Consider the following 19,836-nt stretch of genomic DNA (forward strand, 5'->3'; position numbering starts at 1 on the left):
ATGAAAAAAGAGCTTTCGCCGGATTTTGCCAGACGATCGCTCTCTTTTTACGTTAGGAACCCGCCTATGCCGTCCGATCCACATGTTTCTGAACCCGCTCTCGCAGGTGGGTGTCCGCAGCCACGCTTTTGAAGTCCCTTTTCGAGGGCATGACAGCCGCTTGGCGATTTAGGTCTCCCGTGAAACAGCCATTGGTTCAAAACAACGAAGGACCGTGACGAACATCGCAGGATGTAAAGCTATTATAGTCCTAAGTAAGGGAAAAGTAAACGTCAAACGGCAATGTTATTTGCTTCCTTCTTTGTCCGCTTCTCTGTTTGCCTCTTTGTACTCATCCTTCACGAGGTCTTCACGATCCATCTCCGCGGCTTCCTCGGCTTCTTCCTCTTCCGATTTCTTCAGCTTCTCAGCCTGCTCCTGAAGTTTCGTGTAGATAATATTGAAGTTCCAGAACGCCAAGTACGCCACGATGCTGCCCATAAAAAACGGAATGAGGAACGTGAACTGAAAGAAGCTGATATAGATGACCAGACCGCACATAATAGCCGTAGAGAGCGAGCGAAACGGCTTGCCGATCGTGATCAGAATCGCATTCTTCATCAGTTGGAACGTCTTCATATGATAATGTACGAGCATCGAGAAGAAATTAAAGATCGATACGCCAAGCAGCGCAAGGAACGCGATAAAGATATACGACAGAATATTAAGCTGCTCCCTGTACACGATAAAGTCGACTATCATAATGACGAATAAAAGCGTATACAAGATTCCGCCTATCATGCTCTGCTTGTAATTCTCTTTGTACCCGCGGAAATACGTTTTGAACAGGGAAACATCCGTCTCGCCTGTTACCCATTTGCGGGCTACTGCGAACATCGCTGCCGTTGCGGGAAAGAATGTGAACGGAGCTACTATCGCCATCAAAATGAGCGAAGTGTACAGGCTGCCTAACATATCCTGCTCGGTTGCGCCGGATTGTGGAGCAATAAACATCGTCAATCCGAAAAAGACGAATGGTATGGAGCAAACTATCCACAATAAATTGATTACGGCAAGCCTCATAATCCATTCGGAGATTCTGTAGAATCCCCCCATTAATCCTCTTGGCTCCATCTGATCTGCCTCCAACGCTGTAATAGTTGCGACCTTGCTACGGATAAAACGAAATCGATTTTGTACTACTAATACTTCAGCAGTCATTTTTATTGGGCTGACTAACAAATAACCGGGGAAGTCCGGGATGCCCGTTAGGCGTCACGGACTTCCCCGGTTTGTTTGCTCGTGCTAGTCAAGGACATGATCTTCGGACCATATGGAATGCTTAGTTGTTGCCGTAATCGTCGGACTTCGGACGACGGCTCTCGCCGCTGCGGCCTTCGTTGCTGCGGCCTTCGCTGCTCCGCTTGCCGCCATATCCGCCGCCGTAGCTTCCCCGGCTTTCGTAGTTGCCGCGCGACGAACTGCTGCTTCCCGAACGACGGTCGTCACGACCGCGATAACCGCCGCCGCTGCTGGATCCGCCGCTGCGGTTGCCGCCGTAGGAGGAAGCCCCACGGTTGAACGGACGTCCATTGGAGCGAATGTCCGGGCGACGTTTCTTCGCGCGAAGCGGCTCTTCCGGCGTAAGCTCGATGCTCACATCCTTCTTCTCGCCTGTGAGCAGTTTGACTGCCGCAGCAAGGAGATGAACGGAATCATATTGCTCCAGCAATTGAATCGCGATAGGCTTGTACTCCGAGAATTCCTCGTTCTGTACAACTTCCAGCATACGTTCGGCCGTAATGCGCTGCTTGCCTTCGATTGCTTCCGCGATACTAGGCAGCGGCTTGCGGTTCATGCGCTGACGCGTAATACGCTCAATGAAGTGCAAGTGGTCGATCTCGCGAGGCGTTACGAACGACCATGCCGTACCTTCTTTGCCTGCGCGGCCCGTACGGCCGATCCGGTGAACATAGCTCTCTGGATCTTGCGGCAAGTCGAAGTTGATTACATGCGTTACGCCGGATACGTCAAGACCGCGAGCCGCGACATCCGTTGCTACCAGGACGTCTATACTGCCATCGCGGAACTTGCGCATAACGTTATCGCGCTGGTTTTGCGACAAATCGCCATGCAGGCCGTCCGCAGAGTATCCGCGCTTCTGCAGCGCTTCGCTCAGCTCGTCAACGCGGCGCTTGGTGCGGCCGAAAATGATAGCCAGCTCTGGAGACTCCATGTCCAGCAAGCGGCTAAGAGCTTCGAACTTTTGACGCTCGTGAACTTCGATATACGATTGTTCGATCGAAGGTGCCGTTACTTGCTTTGGAATAACCGAGACATGCTCAGGCTCCTTCAGGAATTGCTGAGCAAGCTTCTGGATGTTGATCGGCATCGTAGCCGAGAACAACATTGTTTGACGCTCTTCCGGAACAAGCTTAAGGATGGTTTGGATGTCCTCCATGAAGCCCATATCCAGCATTTCGTCCGCTTCGTCAAGCACGACTGTTTGTACATCTTCCAGACGAATCGTCTTGCGGTTGATGTGATCCAGCAAGCGTCCTGGCGTTCCGATAATAATCTGCGGGCGCTTCTTGAGCGCGCGAATCTGACGTCCAATTTCTTGTCCGCCATAGATTGGCAGCGAACGAAGGCCCTTGTATCGCGTGAGCTTCCCGATCTCGTCAGCCACCTGAATAGCGAGTTCACGGGTCGGCGTCATAATTAAGGCAACAATGCGATCCTCGCTTACCGGAATTTTGTTAATGAGCGGAATACCGAATGCCGCCGTCTTGCCCGTACCTGTCTGGGCCTGACCAATCAAATCCCGTCCCGCCATTGCGTATGGGATCGATTTGTCTTGAATAGGGGTTGACTCTTCGAACCCCAACTCCGTTATTGCTTGCAACACTTTTGGTTCTAAACCAAATTCAGCAAATGTTTTCAAACTTTTCTCAAACTCCTTCTATCTACAGCCTTCTTAAGAATATCCAAACCATTATAGCACAGAAACATCCCCGAATACCAGTTAAGCGAACAAAGCCATACTAACCAGGAGCTATAATACTTCAATTCTGGATAAGGGAGCGATTCCATTGCAGGCAACAAAAAGGCGTTATCTGCTCACAATACCGACCATGACGATCGGCGCGTTGTTAGTTGCGATCGGGTTCAACATGTTTCTCATTCCCCACCAATTGCTTAGCGGCGGCTTGTCCGGCATCTCCATGATGATCAGTTATATCACCGGCGGCAATGTCGCCTGGCTGTATCTTCTATTGAATATACCCGTATTGGTATGGGGATGGTTCATGTTAGGGAGACGCTTCGTCATTTGGAGCATTTACTCCGTCGGCGCAGCAACCTTTTTCCTGAGAGTGGTTCCCGTCATACATACGGCTGACGATATTTTGTTAGGCGCGGTGTTCGGCGGGGTCATCGTCGGCTTCGGCAGCGGACTTGCGCTCAGGTACGGAGGCTCCTCCGGCGGTTTCGATGTCGTTGCCTCCATTGTTACAAAGAGACGCGATCTGCCCGTAGGAATGATCATCTTTCTGTTAAATGCGGGCGTCATCGCGATCCTAATCTTCTTCACCAAGAACTGGGACCTGGCGCTGTATTCGCTTATTGCGATTTTTTCCGCGGGCAAGGTTGTAGATCTTATCCATGTGCGGCATATTAAAGTGACGGCATTTATCATTACAACGAAGACGGAGGAGCTCCGCCAGAAGCTGCTGTCCCATCCCAGAGGCATTACCATTATCAAGACGCGAGGAGCCTACTCCTCGGCCGAGAGGGACATGCTGATGACCGTACGCACGAAATTCGAAGTGGCGGATTTGTGCAAAACCATCATTACCATCGACCCGCACGCTTTCATTAATATTGTGGAAACCGTTGGCGTCGTCGGAGACTTTCGGAGGCCGAACCCGAGCTGATCTCCGCGGAAGCGGAAGTTGTTAACAATTGCTATGTTTTTGAAAGCGAAGCTGTTATAATGTGTGTATCCCAAACGTTAGTTTCTTTACCAATCGTTTTCCCCTTCTTGCTTTCTAATTGACTATTAGGATGAAAGGGTGATGCTGAGTGGATATGGAAACGGTCAAATTGTCTCAAATTGTCGAAAGGCTTGCCCCGGAGCTTAGTCCTTACCTCACTTCCCGTGAGTTGGATCTCCGTATCGTCCTTCGTGACGGCCTCGCTGTTCTTGAGCCGGGAGACGTCATGGAAATTGTACAGCACAGCATCTGCAACGGGCAGAAACAGACGATGTTACAATGAATAGGCTTGGTTATGGGATATCGGTATAACCGCACTGCCAGTCGATCTCGTTGTCGACTGGTTTTTTGTCTCCCATTAGAACAAAAAAGAGATGACCCATCCTTCAAAGTGGCTTATAATCGGAATCAAAAGGTGAAGCTTAGTTGGCTTTGCGGCCGCGCCGTCCTTTGTCGGCGCACCAGGTTTCATTCCTAGACATAGAGGTTAAGTATGGGGATTACTTATACGATCCTATAAAATGACGGGAGAGAGCTCAATGGACATCATTGTATCTACAATTATGCTGCTTTACGGCTTGCTTACCGGACAAGGAGACGCGCATGGCGATGCCAAACAGCTTGCTGTCGCCTATCTAAATGCATCAGCCGGAGAAACGATCGTACAGCCGAATGCGCCGATCGTAACGGGAGAGGAGACTCCGGGAGGCGGAGGTATGATGCCCGGTCAGGCGAAGCAGGATCCTCAGCCCGATACGCCGCCTATCAAGGGGATCTACGTCACAGCGCATAGCGCGGGCGGTTCCCGCATGGAATCGTTGCTCAAGCTTGTTGACGATACCGAACTGAACAGCATGGTTATCGATCTAAAGGACGACAACGGATATATTACATACCCGACAACGACGCCCGAGCTGCTGGAAATCGGTACCGCCAAAAAATATATTTCCGATATTAATGGTCTTATGGATACCCTCAAGCAGCATGAAATCTACCCTATTGCGCGTATTGTCGTTTTTAAGGACACCGTGCTTGCCGTCAAACGCCCGGAGCTGTCGTTCCTGCAGCCCGACGGCACGATATGGAAAAATGGCCGCGGCGAAAGCTTCGTCAATCCATACCGCCAGGAAGTGTGGGAATACAACGTCGCGCTAGCCAAGGAAGCCACGAAACTCGGCTTCAAGGAAATCCAGTTCGACTACGTTCGTTTCCCGGAAGGATTCGAAAACCGCGCCGATACGCTCACGTTTAACAAGACGGAGCAAAGCCGCGTAGATGCGGTAGCCGGATTCGTCAAGTACGCTCGCGAACAGCTGGAGCCGCTTGGCGTACGCGTTTCCGTCGATATTTTCGGTTACGCGGCATCCGTGCCGGCTGCCGAAGGCATCGGTCAGGATTTCGTCAAAATTTCGAATGACGTACATGTGATCTCGCCCATGATCTATCCCAGCCACTACAGCACGGGCTGGTTCAACCAGAAGACGCCGGATCGCAGTCCTTACGAGACGATCAAGGGAGCTATGGACGATACGCACGAGAAGCTCCAGAACACCGGCGAGCTCAAGCCGATTATTCGTCCATGGATACAGGATTTCACCGCAAGCTGGCTAGGCAAAGGCAATTACGTGAAGTACGGCATCGCCGAAGTTGAAGCTCAAATTAAAGCCCTCCAAGATTCGAACGTCACCGAATATTTGCTTTGGAATGCCGGCAACAAATATACCGCTGGCGTCAAATACGAATAATTGCTATTGTGAAAGGGCTGCCTGGCAAGGGCAGCCCCTTTTTGTTTGCATCCATTTTTAAAACAAAAAACTGTTCCCTAACGACAAAGCGCTTAATGACGCTTTAGCCCGTTTGGAACAGCTCATTTGGTTATTGTAAAAAATTATTGAGAAAGACGCAGCGCGAGCTCGTACATATCCATGTCGAACGGTTTTTTGCTGTTTACAACCGTATCGATGTCCGTCAAAGTTAACTCGCCTTTGATCACGCCGCAGGATTTGCCGGAGTCGCCTTCCATCAGCTTTCTGACGGCGAAATCACCTAGACGACTTGCAAGAATGCGGTCTACCGCTGTTGGTGTACCACCGCGTTGAATATGGCCCAGCACCGTAACGCGCGCTTCGATACCGCTCAGATCGGTAATTTTTTGCGAGACGTCTTCGCCCTTGGCCGCACCTTCGGCAACGATGATAATACTATGACGTTTGCCTTTGGCAAAATTGTTTTTCATCCGGTCAGCAACTTCGGCCAGATCAAACGGAACCTCCGGTACAAGAATCGTCTCCGCCCCGCTCGCAAGTCCAGCGTACAATGCAATGTCGCCGCAGTGACGGCCCATAACTTCTACGATCGAAGAACGTTCGTGGGAAGACATCGTATCGCGAATTTTGTTGATCGCATCAACGACGATGCTGACCGCTGTATCGAAGCCGATTGTCGCATCCGTGAACGGGATATCGTTGTCGATGGTGCCTGGCAGACCCATCGTTTTAATGCCCAGCTTGCTAAGCTTGTTGGCGCCTTGGTAAGAGCCGTCTCCGCCGAGGACAACCAATCCGTCGATGCCTCTTTCGCGAAGCACGTCCGCACCCCGTTGTTGACCTTCCGGCGTCAGAAACTCCTTGCATCGTGCCGTCTGAAGAATCGTGCCTCCGCGCTGAATAATGTCGCCGACGCTGCGAAGATCCATCTCGCGCAGATCGTCATTAAGCAAACCTTGAAAACCTCTTTGCACGCCGTAAACCTTTAAGCCATGGAACAGTCCGCTTCTAACAACGGCGCGTACAGCCGCGTTCATGCCTTGGGAGTCGCCTCCGCTTGTTAATACCGCAATAGATTTAACTGCAGTCATGTTTCATTCCTCCACACCAAATTAGTCTTTATCAGGCTTGCTGCCTTCGTATCCATTGACTGTTAATCATGAAAAACAACCGCGTGAGCGGACTATTTTTCATCAGTCTCTTCGACACTTCGCGCACCTCGGCCTGGAGTCGAACTTTGGGATCTGTCAAATAAAGGGCTAACAGACCTTCGATAATTAACCGATGGAATCCCGATGCCGGAAGCGACTTTACGTCCTCCCTCGCGCGATTTACGATCATATCGATCCGTTCGACCAGCAATTGCTTGCTATCGTAGTAATTGCAGAAATTCAAATCGCCGCCAAGCTTATCTTCTTCCTGATCGATCAAATAATCGAGCAGAATGTGAAGACCGCATACATGCGGGAAATAAATACGGCGGATCGCCTCCGCGTCCTTGGCGGACAACTGAGACTCCGATGCTGCCAGAAACAGCATAAACATGCCCAGCGTAGAACCTGTCGCAGCGGCAAATTCATTCCATTGCAGGTGAGGATATTGGTAACTGTGTTGATCCCACCATGCGAGCAGTTCGTTCTCGCGCATATCTTTGCGAATATGCTTGTACACTTGCAGATCTCCATACAACGCGACCAATTCCTCCACATGCCGTTGCACACTTAAGTACGAAGGCAGCTGCGATACGCATGTCTGGCAGGTCCGTACGAGATGATGTAGATAACCGCCGTCGTCGCTCTCGCTCCGAAGCTCGTAATAATCGCGAAGCTCTGCATGAGGATTAACGGCATCCAACATAGATTGATGAAGCAAACGGAAATCTTCGGGATCCAGCGACGTACTGCGATCGCACAGGTTGTCCAAATAATCGCTGATCGTCTGCAGCGCGACAATAAGCGGAATCAATACATGACGGTATTCCAGGTTAGCCGCGGCATATACGCCGCCCCCTTGGCAATGAAACTTTTTGTCATCCATGCTGTTCAAGGCCTGCGTCCGCAGCTCGTCGTCAGGTATTCGTTCCGCCAATTCTCTCAAGCGGCAAAGTTCGGCATCTACTTCAGGCAACACGTATTTGTAGACTCGATGCATGAGCTTAATGGGACCTTGAGGCGCTCGTCTTCCCGAAAGCGTCGTTAGTATCACGGCGCACCCCTTTCGCGAGAATGATGTTATGAATGCCGGCGCGACTCTACGTCCTGATCGTTCCTGTACCAAATATGCAAATCGTTGATTCGGCTGGCCAAATCCGCGATTGCATAAGTAAGCTCACAGCAGCGTTCAAAGTTGTCTTCCTCGTCCATCTCTGCTTGCATGCGAATAATGCCTGCTTCGAATTCCATCACGCGGTCCGGAATGGTGCCGCGTATGAGCTCCCATCTTGCAATAATCGCGGTTCTCTCCTCCAGCGAATATTGCTCCCAATCTTTGGCGAGTGTCGGAATATGTAGACGAAGCCTGTCGTTCCATTGGAAAATGTCCATTGCAACCTCCACACAATAATGTACCATTTTGAAGGGTAATAATCCAGCCACAATTCAGTGTCGGCCTTTGGATAGCCTGCTCGAATTCGGAATTCCAAGCGCTAATGCGCTTACAAAAAACTGACTTTAACCGCGACATGGCAAAGGTTCTTTTTGAGACAACTACGTCGAACGAAAGCATGGTATACTAAATGTCGAAGATTCAGTAATGAGACTAGTATTGAGAAAGCGGAACGGAGTCAATTCGATATGGAGTCCGTCCGTTTCGCAAGATAGAGAGATGGAGTGAAACGGCAACCATGAACGATTCAGTCACCACCGGGGAAACAATCTCTGCAACAGCCAAGCAAGAAACATTGGCGCTGCGCGCCTTCAACTTCTCGACTTTCGCCACGCAGTCGCTTGTCATCTCCTTTATTCCTTTATATTTTATGACCAAAGGTTTCTCTGAGAGTCAGATCGGCGTCATCTATTCGGCCGGATTGTCCGTGTCCATCTTCGCCAACATTATTACGGGTCTTGCCAGCGACAAATATCGGACGATACGGAAACTTCTTGTGGCGCTTCTGTTTGCCCAACTCGTGCTTATGAGCATTCTGTACCCGCTCGAGAACGTCGTCCTGATTACGATCGTCATGACATGCTTTTATTTTTTCCAGACCCCGATTATTCCGTTAAGCGACAGCCTCATTCTATTATCCAGCCAGCATACCGGCACGCCTTACGCGCTCATTCGTATATTCGGCTCGCTCGGCTTCGCGCTAAGCGCCTACTTTTTCGGGCTGCTGCTAAAGGGAATCGGTTCGGAATGGACGATTGCCTTGGCTATCGGCACAATCGGGATCTCGATCTTCATCAGTCTGTTCATCAAGGACTATCAAAGCACGGCGCGCAAAATCGAGTTTTCCGGCTTCTTTAAGCTGCTGGGCCAGCGTCAGGTGTTGACGTTTTTTGTGCTGATTCTGATGGTTTCCATCTCGCATCGAATGTACGAGGGCTTCCTCGCGGTCACCATGCGCCAGCTAGGCGCAAGCGACACGCTGATCGGACTGGCCCTGCTTGTATCGGCGGCCAGCGAGATTCCGACCTTGTTTCTGCTCGGCAAATACGGTCATAAGCTGCGCGAGTTGCCTTTGCTTGCATTCGCGTCGCTGATGTACGGGCTTCGCCTCTGGCTGATGAGCGAGATTAATGATCCCCAATGGTTTATAGCGACACAGGCAATGCACAGTATCTCATTCGGCATCTACTTCTCCACTGCGCTCCGCTATCTCTCGTTTCTGATCCCGGACGAGTATCGCGCATCCGGTCAAGCGGTGTATACCATTATATGGACAGGCGCCGCCGGCCTTATCAGCGGCGTCATTGGCGGCGTTGTTTACCAGCACCTCGGCCGCGTCGCCTTCTACCACGCCGCCATGTATGTCGGAATAGCCGCCGCCATCGGCTTCCTGCTGTATCACTGGCTGGGGCGGAATGGGAGGTAAGCTTTTAGGCGGTTTTAGCGCTTATGGGCGCTAATCTAAGTTACTTTCCGGTCCATCGGCGTTTTTATCGTCTACAGCAGCTCGTTCGCCTACTTTTTGGCTCCATAGGCGTTGTTAACGCTTATGGACGCTAATCTAAGTTACTTTTCGGTCCATCGGCGTTTTTAGCGTCTACAGCAGCTCGTTCGGCTACTTTTTGGCTCCATAGGCGTTTTTAACGCTTATGGGCGCTAATCTGAGTTACTTTTCGGTCCATCGGCGTTTTTAACGCCTACAGCAGCTCGTTCGCCTACTTTTTGGCTCCATAGGCGTTTTTAACGCTTATGGGCGCTAATCTAAGTTACTTTCCGGTCCATCGGCGTTTTTGACGCCTACAGCAGCTCATTCGCCTAATTTTTGGCTCCATAGGCGTTTTTAACGCTTATGGGCGCTAATCTGAGTTACTTTTCGGTCCATCGGCGTTTTTAACGCCTACAGCAGCTCGTTCGCCTACTTTTTGGCTGCATAGGCGTTGTTATCGCATATGGATGCTCTAAGTTACTTTTCGGTCCATCGGCATTTTTGACGCCTACAGCAGCTCGTTCGCCTAATTTTGGCTCCATAGGCGTTTTTAACGCTTATGGGCGCTAATCTAAGTTACTTTCCGGTCCATCGGCGTTTTTGACGCCTACAGCAGCTCATTCGCCTAATTTTTGGCTCCATAGGCGTTTTTAACGCTTATGGGCGCTAATCTGAGTTACTTTTCGGTCCATCGGCGTTTTTAACGCCTACAGCAGCTCGTTCGCCTACTTTTTGGCTGCATAGGCGTTGTTATCGCATATGGATGCTCTAAGTTACTTTTCGGTCCATCGGCATTTTTGACGCCTACAGCAGCTCGTTCGCCTAATTTTGGCTCCATAGGCGTTTTTAACGCTTATGGGCGCTAATCTAAGTTACTTTCCGGTCCATCGGCGTTTTTGACGCCTACAGCAGCTCATTCGCCTAATTTTTGGCTCCATAGGCGTTTTTAACGCTTATGGGCGCTAATCTGAGTTACTTTTCGGTCCATCGGCGTTTTTAACGCCTACAGCAGCTCGTTCGCCTACTTTTTGGCTCCATAAGCGTTTTTAACGCTTATGGGCGCTAATCTAAGTTACTTTCCGGTCCATCGGCGTTTTTGACGCCTACAGCAGCTCGTTCGCCTAATTTTTGGCTCCATAGGCGTTGTTAACGCTTATGGGTTCTTATCAGAGTTATCGATTTTCGGTCCATTGGCTTTTTTAATGACTAATATGACTTGATACCTATCAAAGTTTTATCTAATCAGATCTACTGCATTTTGAGAAACGATAAATGTCCGATTTCGTTTGTAAGCTACATTCGTCAATTGGAAAACACTTTTTTCCAATAATGATCCAATCATCTTATTCACATAATCCTTTTTCCTCCCCAAACTTTTGCATAAATCTCTCACACTAACCGGTCTTGATAAATTCAAAGCACAACGGATCGCTTCCCTTTCATATGGTGTGAGTGTACTATTCAAAGTATTTAAATCATTGTAGCCTCTTAGCAGCTCACACACAAAATCCCGACACTGCAGCCCCTTCTTGTCAAGCTCGTCCCATGAGAATGGGATGTATACGCAGCCGCTGAGCAACATGTGACGGATACGGGCTTTCTCGAAGCTGAAGCGATCCCTGCTGATTGTCTCGGCATGTGCACTAAAACCTTCGCACTCAAACCCAAATCGGAACGGCGCGTAAAACACATCAATAAAAAAATGCACCCCATTAGGCAGAACCAGCTCATACTCGAGAATAAATCCTTCAAATGTTTGAAAAATCGGCCAAAGCGCTTCCCTGAACATCTTGATCGTACCCGAAAGATCTCGTTCCAGCATTTCCAGCCGGCGTGAAGAGGCCTCCTTTTTTTGTTGCTGCAAAAACGCATCAAACTGATCCTCGAACGAAAAAACTCTCATCTAATTCAATCCTTTCTATCGAAAAAATAAAAAAACGCCGCCCATCCCATGACATGAGATAAGCGGCGTATGCTTTACGCTCAGATGATATATAGAGAGATTTCAGTTTGCAAAAACGATAATTTCAGTAACGTGATGACAGAGATATTTGCCTAATCGATGAATACGCGTGGCTGCGCTGTTGCAAGCTCCCTTGGTCAATATTGACCAGACCAGTTTGCGTTTGTTATGTATTGATGAGAACGATTAGCACGATTATGCATGGTACGAGTATACCCTCCTTTGGCGGCGTCCCCTCTACATGCGCCATCATTTTGGCGAAGTGTATAGAGAAAGTATGGGCTAAGTCATCTGCATCCAAGTACGTTATAAAATGATATTTTTCAAAACATTATATCAAATTATGAGGTTGAACACTAATAGTTCACGAGCGTGATTTGATCTGGTGAATTGTCATCATGTCGGCAGTCGCCATACTTTGGCGGAACAGTGATTTTCATCCCGAGAAATGGAGGTCAGGTATGAATGGTTGCCTAAATTTCAAAAAGGGCCCCTTAACAGGAGCCCTCCACGCGCAAAACTGATGCTGGATTCTCGAATGCCAAATGCTATAGTTTGTGAACGTTGGCCGCTTGTGCGCCGCGGTTGCCTTCGGTAATGTCGAATTCGACCGCTTGGCCTTCATCCAATGATTTGAATCCTTCGCTTTGGATCGCCGAGAAATGGACGAATACGTCCTCCCCATCCTCCACTTGAATAAAACCGTAACCTTTTTCTGCGTTAAACCACTTTACTGTACCTTTCAACTTCATGACCTCCTAAAATTGTACCGCCGCCTTCTGACGGCGAGTGAACTCATTATAGCGATAAGAAAATAAAAATGCAATTTTAGAGAGCTCATCCCTTTTTTAGGAGGTTCAAATAATGAATTGACCCCGGAATAAACGGCAAACCTGTCGTTTGAATCGCTGTTTCCGCCTTCCCTTCGCCCTGTAAAGCCTCGATAAGCTCCTCAAGTCGATCGTACGGCTCCCACCGCAATGAAAGTAAAGGGTAGATGCGAACCTGACCTCCGGGCTTGCATACCCGAAGCAGCTCGCGTATCGATGCCAAATGAAAGTCATATGCGAATTGCTCGGCGTACAAAAAAAGAAAATGGCTGCACAATACAAGCCCGTACCGGTTATCGGGCAGCGGCAAGGACGGCAATCGACCGTTTATGTATCTTTTGGTTTTCTGAGCAGAGATGCTTTGTAAATCAGTTTGAAACTGCAATAAAGATGCCTCGCGGCCATCCCTGTGTTGGTCCAGCGAACCGTAATAACTCCAGTCGAACCGATCCTGAATGGAAGCCAGCTTCTCCGTTGAAGTAACAATCTCCCTGGCAGCTTCCTGAATCCATGCCGAAGAATCTCCTTGATATCTCGGATCAATCGCAAACGCTTCATAACCAGCCACTGTCGCGCCCGCGGCGAACGAAGAACCGCCTGCGGCAACATCCAAAATGGGACCAGCCGACAATTCTTTCTCCGTTAGCTGGAACATGGCTGCATATTCATCGAAGCTTCTGCAGGTCATAGCTACTCCAAGCTGCTCATAAATACCTGATTCTTTCATAACAATCCTCTCCTCTTCTCATCTCATCTCTTCTCAACTCGGCTAGGCTTAATCGCCAATGCGTAGCGAAACTTTACATTCTGCACGCACATATGCTATTCCCTCTCCAATGTGTATTGATTAAGGCTTCAGGAATAGCTATGATGATTACTATACCATAAATAGCTAACGGAAGGAGACATCATCATGTTCAAGAAACATCAAATTTACAAAACCGACAAATATAACATGCTGACAGTAGAAGTTAAAGGAAAAACGTTGGTTCTTCGCGAAATCTCCGATCAATGGGGAGAGGAATCGCACGAGTTCGTTAGCCGGCAAGAGATGCTGCATTGGGCCAGAAACCGGTTCCGGGCAGAAAATTATGTAGGCCGCGAAGATGAATTGCAGGCCATTATGGACGCATTTCGCGAAGTGTAACCACCTTTACAGAGAAACGCTTCAAACGATTCACAAAGCCGAATTTCCATGGCCGTTGACGTATTCCTCGTCCGGATGAAACAATCGGGCTTCGGATTTTTCCGGATCGTGCGACGGGGCGCAAACGGCAAACACGAACATAATGGCTTTGGCGATTGCATAGGTAACGATAGGAGGTTTCAATTGCTGCATGGATATGACATCCACGGTAATATTCGTAATCGCGGCGTTCTGCTTGGGCGCCATTGTCATCATTAAACGCGATTCGCTGCCCCAGGGCATGCGCAGAGGACTTGCCATCCTCTCGATTCTGCTTATCGCTTTTTCTTTTTTCCTAATCGTGTATTCTTTGTTCCGAATGGGTACATAAAGACATAATTTCACAGCCGGCTGGGCATAATATCGACAAACTGTGCCCGGAGGTGGAAGTAATGAAATGGCTGAAGCTGCTGCTCGCAGTATCTCTAACCCAGACGATCGTGCCTATGCAAGTACATGGCAGTTCAGTTCTGGAGGCGCAAAGCCGAACGAAGCAGAACCAGAGCAAATCCGGCGCCACCGCCGTTAAGCAATCCATCCCATCAAAGTCGAGGAGGAATACGATGAGTCAACTGCCAAAGCGTTCTGAAACCGAGGAGAAATTCCGTTGGAAGCTGGAGGACATCTTCCCGTCCCAAAGCGCATGGGACAAAGAATACAAGGAAGCCAAGGCGCTCATGGCCAAGGCTGCAGATTTCCAAGGCAAGCTCGCTGATCCCGCGCAACTAAAGGCCTGCTTTGAGCTGGAAGACGAGCTCTCCTTGCATGTCGAGCGCCTGTACGTTTACGCCAATATGCGCCATCACGAAGATACGGCGGAACCTGGCTACCAAGCCTTGTCCGACAAGTCCAAAAAGCTCAGCGTCGAAACGGGCGAAGCTTTATCCTTCGTGACTCCCGAGGTGCTTAGTCTGTCCGATGCCGACCTGGACGCAATGATCAACAACGAATCGCTGGCGAAATACAGCCATACGTTGGAAGAAATGCGCCGCGAAAAGGCCCATGTTCTCTCCAAGAACGAAGAATCGCTGCTGGCGCAGGTCGGCAATGTGAGCTCCGCTCCAGGGACGATTTTCAGCATGCTCAACAACGCGGACCTGAAGTTCCCCAAAGTTAAAAACGAGCAAGGCGAAGAAGTCGAGCTGTCCCATGGCCGCTACATTCAGTTCCTGGAAAGCAAAAATCGCGACGTCAGACGCGAAGCCTTTCTCGCGATGTACGATACATACGGCAAACTTAAAAACACATTAGCTTCCACTTTGAACGCGAACGTATCAAAAAATATTTTTTACGCGAAGGCTCGCAAATACGATTCCGTGCTGGGTATGTCGCTCTACGGCGACAATATACCGAAAGAAGTGTATACGAATCTCGTCGACACGATTCACAAGCATCTGCCGCTAATGCACCGTTATATGGAGCTTCGCAAGAAGCTGCTGGGACTGGATGAGCTGCATATGTACGATCTGTTCGCGCCTCTAGTCGATGAGTTCGATATGGAAATCAGCTACGAAGACGCCAAAAAAACGATCAAAGAAAGCCTCAAGCCGCTGGGGGAGGATTACCTCAATGTTCTTCAAGACGGCTTCGATCATAGCTGGATCGATGTATATGAAAACGAGGGCAAACGTAGCGGCGCTTATAGCTGGGGCGCTTACGGCACCCATCCTTACGTGCTGCTCAACCATAAGGACAACTTAAACAGCATGTTTACTTTAACGCACGAGATGGGCCATGCTCTGCATTCGTATTACTCCGATACGACCCAGAATTATCGCGACGCGCAATATACGATATTCCTGGCTGAGGTGGCTTCGACGTTGAACGAGGCGCTGTTGATGGATTATTTGTTGAACAAGTCCACGGATCAAAAAGAAAAGATGTATCTGCTCACTTATTATGCGGATCAATTCCGGACGACGGTGTTCCGCCAGACGATGTTCGCGGAATTCGAGAAGATCGTACACGAGCGCGCCGAAGCAGGCGAATCGCTGACCCCGCAGGAGCTTAGCAAAATTTATTACGACCTTAACGTCCTCTATTACGGACCCGGCATGGTCGTCGATAAGGATATCGAGATGGAGTGGGCGCGCATTCCCCACTTCTACAACAGCTTCTATGTATACAAATATGCGACGGGCTTCTCCGCGGCAACGAGCTTCTCAAAACAAATTTTGTCAGAGGGCCAACCGGCTGTTGACCGTTACCTCGGTTTCCTTAAGAGCGGCGGCAGCGACTTCTCCATCAACATTCTGAAGAAAGCCGGCGTCGACATGAGCACGCCGGAGCCGATCGAACAAGCGATGAGCGTCTTCGAGGAATTGATCGGGCAGATGGAAGAACTGACGGCGAAAGCGGCGAAATAAAGTACCGAGATGGTTGCGCGACAAAATTGAGAGATGAACCACAACAATTTGCAAAGGTGAGACGACTGTTGCCGTCGCTTGGCTGCGCTGCAAGTTCATTTCGAGGCGTATAAGCGCTGAATACCGAAAGCCTACACTAGCTTACTTGCTTACAATGTTACGAAAGGACCTCCTCTCCCGGACATCATCTTCGGGAGGGGAGGTCCTGTGTCGTTGAGGATAGAGTACTCTTACTCGAACTTTCAGCAAGTGACGAACGCCAATTCCTTGCGAATTGGTCCAAGTCAATTCCCGCTAATCTGGTTAAGGGAGGATCAAGCTGATAACCTTTGCTTTACCGGTGTACAATCGGGAAGCCGCTGCTTCGCCAACCGGCGCAGCGGCAGCTCTTAAAGCAGCAGGCTGATGCCGTACGCAATCAGCCCCGCAAGCAGCGACGACAGGAGATTTACCCTGTCGTTCGTCAGCGCGGCGAAGCCGCGCTCCTGCCGCGCCGCGGTGCCGCAATGCGCGGCGCGCTCCGTCTCGCTGCCGCATACCCGGCAGCGATACATGGCCTGGCCGGTTGCGCCGAGCAAGGAGTCGGCGAACGCCCCGGCCAGGCCGGCTGCGGCCGCGACGGCGATCCACGCCGCCGCCGGCGCTGCCGCAGCCAGGCCCTCGCTCGCGGCGCCATCGCCCGCGAGCGCCGGGCCCAGCAGCCACGCTGCGACGGCGCCGATAAACGCGGCTCCGGCCAGCGCGGCTGCGCTGCCGAGCGGCGTGACGCCGCCGCTCGTGCCGGGCTCGACCCGCTTGCCGCTCGTAACCGATCGCGGCGCGGTCCGGCTCAGGGCCCCGATCTCGGTGGCCCAGGTATCCGCGTTCACGGAAGCCATGACGCCGATGAAAGCGAATAGCCAGCCCTCATGGGGCCATATCGCATGGGCGGCGCATAACGCAAGGCCTGCGCCTCCATTTGCCCACACTTGGCCGGCGTCGCGGCGGCCGCCCTTCGCGTATTTCGCCTCCGCATTCGCTTTGGCGCGGGCCTTGCGCTTCCACTTCGACCATAGGCTGGACGATACAAAAAACGCCGCCAAACAACCGAACCATACCGGCTCGCCGAGCACGATAAAACCCGTTCCCATTGTAACGGCCGACCATGCGCCCGACACCGACAAGGAACGGGCCTTGTACGCGGCAAACGCGCAAAAGCCGCTGCCGAGCAAGCCGGCAAGCAGCCTCATCCACCATTCGTCGATCCATCCAACCATTGCTCATACCTCCAGGACATGCATTGCCTCATCTTTCTGCTGCATCCGACAAGCCACTTTGTTGATCAGTTGACTCCCGAACCCATAACTTCCCGCCAGCGGTCGGGGAAATTGGTGCAAATGAGCAGCTTTGGATCCAGAGAAGTCAGCTTGCGAATGCTCCGTTTGTCGTTAGCCGTCCAAGCCATCGTCTGGATGCCGGCTTCCTTAAGCTGGGCCAGCCGATCCTTGTTTAACCTAGAATAGCCAATCGAAAGGAAATCGCAGCCGAGCTCACCCAGCTCATAAATAAGCGTATTCCGCCAGGCATCCAGAATAAGGCCCGTTCTGATCGTTCTCGATAATTTCCTTACGCGGTGCAGCGTCCCTGCGTGGAAGGAGGTCAATACAACCTCTTCGGAGGCGCCATGCTTGGCGATACAATCCAGAACGGCCTCCTCGATATGCGGGTAACGAATGCCGTCCGTTTTCAGTTCAATATTCAGCTTACAGCGTCCCTTTGTTTCGCGAAGGACTTCCTCCAACATCGGAATACTCTCGCCTTTAAATGCGGAGCCGAACCACCTGCCCGCATCCAGCGATGCGAGCTCGGCTGCCGTCCAGCTTCGAACGTCTCCGCGGCCGTTCGTCGTACGGCGAAGCGTATAATCATGAATAACAACAGGAACAGAGTCCTTGGATAATTGCACGTCAATCTCCATCCATTCGACATCCGGCGCTTCCAGCGCCATCCGTATAGCGGACATGGTGTTCTCCGGCGCGCGGCCCGACCAGCCCCGATGCGCGACGCACGGATTGCGCATGTAACATCTTCCTCTCCCAGCAGCTTAGCCGCTCTTTGTGTCTATTCGTGATGCGTCACGACGGACTTCCTGCTCGCTCTGTCTGCTCCTGAAGCATCCCAGCTAACTACTTGCTCACTCTGTCATCTCCTGATGCATCCCCACGGACATACAGCCCTCTACTTCCAGCAGCATGCCGACCTCTATCTCTATTGCGCTACAAGCCGTCCATCCTGCTCCAGCCTCGCGCCAAAGGAGATAGAGGTCAGTCGGTCAAGCAGCGTTGCAGCGGCATCGCCCTCCAACGGAGTCGGCTGGCCTTGGATAACGATCATGGGGTTGAATTTCAGCTCGCAATCGCCTTTCTTGTTGCAGGAGGCGTCCAGAATGCCCGTCTCTGCTCCCGTTCCCTTCGGATACGCAGAGAAAATAAAGTTTCCTAAACTGTATGCAATCCATTTGCCTTTATACATCTCAAATCCCTGCAGCACATGCGGATGGGCTCCGATGACAAGATCGGCTCCCGCATCGATATACGTTCTGGCGTTGCTCTTTTGGTAATCGACCGGCTTGTCAGCGAGGTCCTCGCCCCAGTGCGCCATAACAACGACAAGATCCGCGTTCTCCTCGGCGTGCTTAATAGCCGCGACGGCACGCGTCGTATCATAAGTCTCTGCTATGCCTGGCGTATGGCGGTCTGCCTTGAGCTCCGTGTAAGGGATAACGCGGCTTAGTCCGACGAATGCGACTCGAAGACCTTTGGCCTCCACATAATGCGGCTCGAAAGCTTCCTTGTCGTTACTGCCCGTACCCATATAACCCAAATCGGCTTCTTTCAAATAACGGATCGTATCCAGCATGCCTTCCGCGCCTTGATCCATCGCGTGGTTGTTCGCAAGGCTTAATACGTCGAAGCCTGCGTCCTTGATGGAGGGCAGCACCTCGGGATGCCCTTTGTACACGTAAGGCGTACCCTCGATCGGCGTTCCTCCCAGCGTGATCGGAAGCTCCAGGTTGCCTGCCGTAATATCCGGCTCGCTTAAGTAAAGCAGCGCGTTGCGGTACGGATAATCAAAACCATGCTGTTTCATGAGCGGGTATAAATATTCTCCCGGCAGCATGTCCCCGACAAAGGACATCGTTACGGCTTCGCCATCCGACACTGCGTTGCCGTCGCCTTCACCGGAAGCAGGCAGCGTGGTTGCGGCCGGCGCATCCGTCTCGGCCTGCTGCGGAGCCGTGGCATCAGGCTGATCAACGTTTTTCCCCTCTTCGCCTTTCGCCCCGGAATTGTCCGAATTCGGTGCTCCTTCATTGCCGGCGCCATCGACAACACCCTCGGCCCCGCCCTTGTTTGTATCGGCAATCCAGCCAGGCAACAATCCTTTATCTCCAAGAAACTCGTTTCCGCCGCCGAAGAGCATCCAGCCTCCCATGCCGCCAATTAATCCGCCGCCAACGATCAATGTCGCTATAAGAGATCTACGTTGCCGTTTCCTTCTTGTATCTTTCATTTTCCTGCGAGATTCGGATCTAGACAATGGCATAGGTTTTCTCCTTCGCAACGAATAAGAATAGATGCGCCATCATATCCGTTTTCCTTCATTATACAATCTATTCTCT

18 protein-coding genes and 1 other RNA gene are annotated in these 19,836 nt (G+C 50.9%); 6 read left to right on the top strand and 13 right to left on the bottom strand.

Going from position 1 to position 19,836, the window contains the following annotated elements:
- Positions 1–53 precede the first annotated feature (53 nt).
- The 3 genes from ssrS to cshA all read right to left on the bottom strand — a co-directional run bounded on the left by ssrS (position 54) and on the right by cshA (position 2,923).
- Positions 54–236: non-coding RNA, 6S RNA (gene ssrS, locus B1748_RS07250), on the bottom strand.
- Between the two features lie 49 nt (positions 237–285).
- Entirely contained in the window at positions 286–1,113 is an 828-nt protein-coding gene (locus B1748_RS07255; RefSeq protein WP_087567208.1) for a YesL family protein, read from the bottom strand.
- A gap of 208 nt (positions 1,114–1,321) precedes the next feature.
- The gene (gene cshA, locus B1748_RS07260; protein WP_087567209.1) at positions 1,322–2,923 is read right to left on the bottom strand and encodes a degradosome RNA helicase CshA; all 1,602 of its coding nucleotides are present in this window, start codon (positions 2,921–2,923) and stop codon (positions 1,322–1,324) included.
- Between the two features lie 190 nt (positions 2,924–3,113).
- Between cshA and B1748_RS07265 the strand changes: the two genes are divergently transcribed.
- The 3 genes from B1748_RS07265 to B1748_RS07275 all read left to right on the top strand — a co-directional run bounded on the left by B1748_RS07265 (position 3,114) and on the right by B1748_RS07275 (position 5,719).
- Complete coding sequence (locus B1748_RS07265; RefSeq protein ID WP_087567312.1) at positions 3,114–3,914, top strand: YitT family protein; 801 nt, start codon at positions 3,114–3,116, stop codon at positions 3,912–3,914.
- A 154-nt stretch (positions 3,915–4,068) separates the two neighbouring features.
- Entirely contained in the window at positions 4,069–4,257 is a 189-nt protein-coding gene (locus B1748_RS07270) for a hypothetical protein (RefSeq protein WP_179215457.1), read from the top strand.
- 256 nt (positions 4,258–4,513) lie between these two features.
- The gene (locus B1748_RS07275) at positions 4,514–5,719 is read left to right on the top strand and encodes a putative glycoside hydrolase (RefSeq protein WP_087567211.1); all 1,206 of its coding nucleotides are present in this window, start codon (positions 4,514–4,516) and stop codon (positions 5,717–5,719) included.
- A gap of 143 nt (positions 5,720–5,862) precedes the next feature.
- Here B1748_RS07275 and pfkA read toward each other — a convergent pair whose 3' ends face one another.
- The 3 genes from pfkA to B1748_RS07290 form a co-directional block, all read right to left on the bottom strand.
- The gene (gene pfkA / locus B1748_RS07280; protein WP_087567212.1) at positions 5,863–6,831 is read right to left on the bottom strand and encodes a 6-phosphofructokinase; all 969 of its coding nucleotides are present in this window, start codon (positions 6,829–6,831) and stop codon (positions 5,863–5,865) included.
- 31 nt (positions 6,832–6,862) lie between these two features.
- Positions 6,863–7,891, bottom strand: coding sequence for a tetraprenyl-beta-curcumene synthase family protein (locus tag B1748_RS07285; protein WP_087567313.1), 1,029 nt, complete (start codon positions 7,889–7,891; stop codon positions 6,863–6,865).
- A gap of 80 nt (positions 7,892–7,971) precedes the next feature.
- The gene (locus B1748_RS07290) at positions 7,972–8,283 is read right to left on the bottom strand and encodes a hypothetical protein (RefSeq protein ID WP_087567213.1); all 312 of its coding nucleotides are present in this window, start codon (positions 8,281–8,283) and stop codon (positions 7,972–7,974) included.
- 299 nt (positions 8,284–8,582) lie between these two features.
- On the opposite strand from B1748_RS07290, the gene B1748_RS07295 reads away from it, so the two are divergent.
- Entirely contained in the window at positions 8,583–9,770 is a 1,188-nt protein-coding gene (locus tag B1748_RS07295) for an MFS transporter (RefSeq protein WP_087567214.1), read from the top strand.
- Between the two features lie 1,294 nt (positions 9,771–11,064).
- Here the strand turns inward: B1748_RS07295 and B1748_RS07300 are convergent.
- The 3 genes from B1748_RS07300 to B1748_RS07310 all read right to left on the bottom strand — a co-directional run bounded on the left by B1748_RS07300 (position 11,065) and on the right by B1748_RS07310 (position 13,350).
- Positions 11,065–11,733, bottom strand: a complete 669-nt coding sequence (locus tag B1748_RS07300) for a hypothetical protein (protein ID WP_087567215.1) — start codon at positions 11,731–11,733, stop codon at positions 11,065–11,067.
- 608 nt (positions 11,734–12,341) lie between these two features.
- A complete protein-coding gene (locus B1748_RS07305) occupies positions 12,342–12,539 on the bottom strand; it encodes a cold shock domain-containing protein (RefSeq protein ID WP_087567216.1) in 198 nt (65 codons plus the stop codon).
- 91 nt (positions 12,540–12,630) lie between these two features.
- A complete protein-coding gene (locus B1748_RS07310; RefSeq protein WP_087567217.1) occupies positions 12,631–13,350 on the bottom strand; it encodes a class I SAM-dependent methyltransferase in 720 nt (239 codons plus the stop codon).
- 186 nt (positions 13,351–13,536) lie between these two features.
- On the opposite strand from B1748_RS07310, the gene B1748_RS07315 reads away from it, so the two are divergent.
- Entirely contained in the window at positions 13,537–13,770 is a 234-nt protein-coding gene (locus B1748_RS07315; RefSeq protein ID WP_087567218.1) for a hypothetical protein, read from the top strand.
- A 30-nt stretch (positions 13,771–13,800) separates the two neighbouring features.
- Here the strand turns inward: B1748_RS07315 and B1748_RS36770 are convergent, their stop codons facing one another.
- Positions 13,801–14,070, bottom strand: coding sequence for a hypothetical protein (locus B1748_RS36770; protein ID WP_179215442.1), 270 nt, complete (start codon positions 14,068–14,070; stop codon positions 13,801–13,803).
- A 302-nt stretch (positions 14,071–14,372) separates the two neighbouring features.
- Between B1748_RS36770 and pepF the strand changes: the two genes are divergently transcribed.
- Entirely contained in the window at positions 14,373–16,175 is a 1,803-nt protein-coding gene (gene pepF, locus B1748_RS07325; protein WP_087567314.1) for an oligoendopeptidase F, read from the top strand.
- A 389-nt stretch (positions 16,176–16,564) separates the two neighbouring features.
- Here pepF and B1748_RS07330 read toward each other — a convergent pair whose 3' ends face one another.
- From B1748_RS07330 to B1748_RS07340, 3 genes are all read right to left on the bottom strand, one after another.
- Positions 16,565–17,431 (bottom strand): DUF92 domain-containing protein, encoded by an 867-nt coding sequence (locus tag B1748_RS07330; protein WP_087567220.1) that lies wholly within the window; start codon positions 17,429–17,431, stop codon positions 16,565–16,567.
- Positions 17,432–17,496: 65 nt separating this feature from the next.
- Positions 17,497–18,234, bottom strand: coding sequence for a glycerophosphodiester phosphodiesterase (locus B1748_RS07335; RefSeq protein WP_087567221.1), 738 nt, complete (start codon positions 18,232–18,234; stop codon positions 17,497–17,499).
- Between the two features lie 188 nt (positions 18,235–18,422).
- Positions 18,423–19,760, bottom strand: a complete 1,338-nt coding sequence (locus B1748_RS07340) for a CapA family protein (RefSeq protein ID WP_087567222.1) — start codon at positions 19,758–19,760, stop codon at positions 18,423–18,425.
- Positions 19,761–19,836: the final 76 nt, after the last annotated feature.

Source organism: Paenibacillus sp. MY03 (genome assembly GCF_002165585.1).
Taxonomy (GTDB): domain Bacteria; phylum Bacillota; class Bacilli; order Paenibacillales; family Paenibacillaceae; genus Pristimantibacillus; species Pristimantibacillus agaridevorans.

Bases quoted from the DNA above. Each gene is read 5' to 3' on its own strand.
- B1748_RS07300 (WP_087567215.1), bottom strand. From the start codon at position 11,733: ATGAGAGTTTTTTCGTTCGAGGATCAGTTTGATGCGTTTTTGCAGCAA.
- B1748_RS07315 (WP_087567218.1), top strand. From the start codon at position 13,537: ATGTTCAAGAAACATCAAATTTACAAAACCGACAAATATAACATGCTG.
- B1748_RS07255 (WP_087567208.1), bottom strand. From the start codon at position 1,113: ATGGAGCCAAGAGGATTAATGGGGGGATTCTACAGAATCTCCGAATGG.
- B1748_RS07335 (WP_087567221.1), bottom strand. From the start codon at position 18,234: ATGCGCAATCCGTGCGTCGCGCATCGGGGCTGGTCGGGCCGCGCGCCG.
- B1748_RS07290 (WP_087567213.1), bottom strand. From the start codon at position 8,283: ATGGACATTTTCCAATGGAACGACAGGCTTCGTCTACATATTCCGACA.
- B1748_RS07310 (WP_087567217.1), bottom strand. From the start codon at position 13,350: ATGAAAGAATCAGGTATTTATGAGCAGCTTGGAGTAGCTATGACCTGC.
- B1748_RS07270 (WP_179215457.1), top strand. From the start codon at position 4,069: ATGGAAACGGTCAAATTGTCTCAAATTGTCGAAAGGCTTGCCCCGGAG.
- pepF (WP_087567314.1), top strand. From the start codon at position 14,373: ATGAGTCAACTGCCAAAGCGTTCTGAAACCGAGGAGAAATTCCGTTGG.
- B1748_RS07285 (WP_087567313.1), bottom strand. From the start codon at position 7,891: ATGCATCGAGTCTACAAATACGTGTTGCCTGAAGTAGATGCCGAACTT.
- pfkA (WP_087567212.1), bottom strand. From the start codon at position 6,831: ATGACTGCAGTTAAATCTATTGCGGTATTAACAAGCGGAGGCGACTCC.
- B1748_RS07295 (WP_087567214.1), top strand. From the start codon at position 8,583: ATGAACGATTCAGTCACCACCGGGGAAACAATCTCTGCAACAGCCAAG.
- B1748_RS36770 (WP_179215442.1), bottom strand. From the start codon at position 14,070: ATGGCAAGTCCTCTGCGCATGCCCTGGGGCAGCGAATCGCGTTTAATG.
- B1748_RS07265 (WP_087567312.1), top strand. From the start codon at position 3,114: ATGACGATCGGCGCGTTGTTAGTTGCGATCGGGTTCAACATGTTTCTC.
- B1748_RS07275 (WP_087567211.1), top strand. From the start codon at position 4,514: ATGGACATCATTGTATCTACAATTATGCTGCTTTACGGCTTGCTTACC.
- B1748_RS07340 (WP_087567222.1), bottom strand. From the start codon at position 19,760: ATGCCATTGTCTAGATCCGAATCTCGCAGGAAAATGAAAGATACAAGA.
- B1748_RS07330 (WP_087567220.1), bottom strand. From the start codon at position 17,431: ATGGTTGGATGGATCGACGAATGGTGGATGAGGCTGCTTGCCGGCTTG.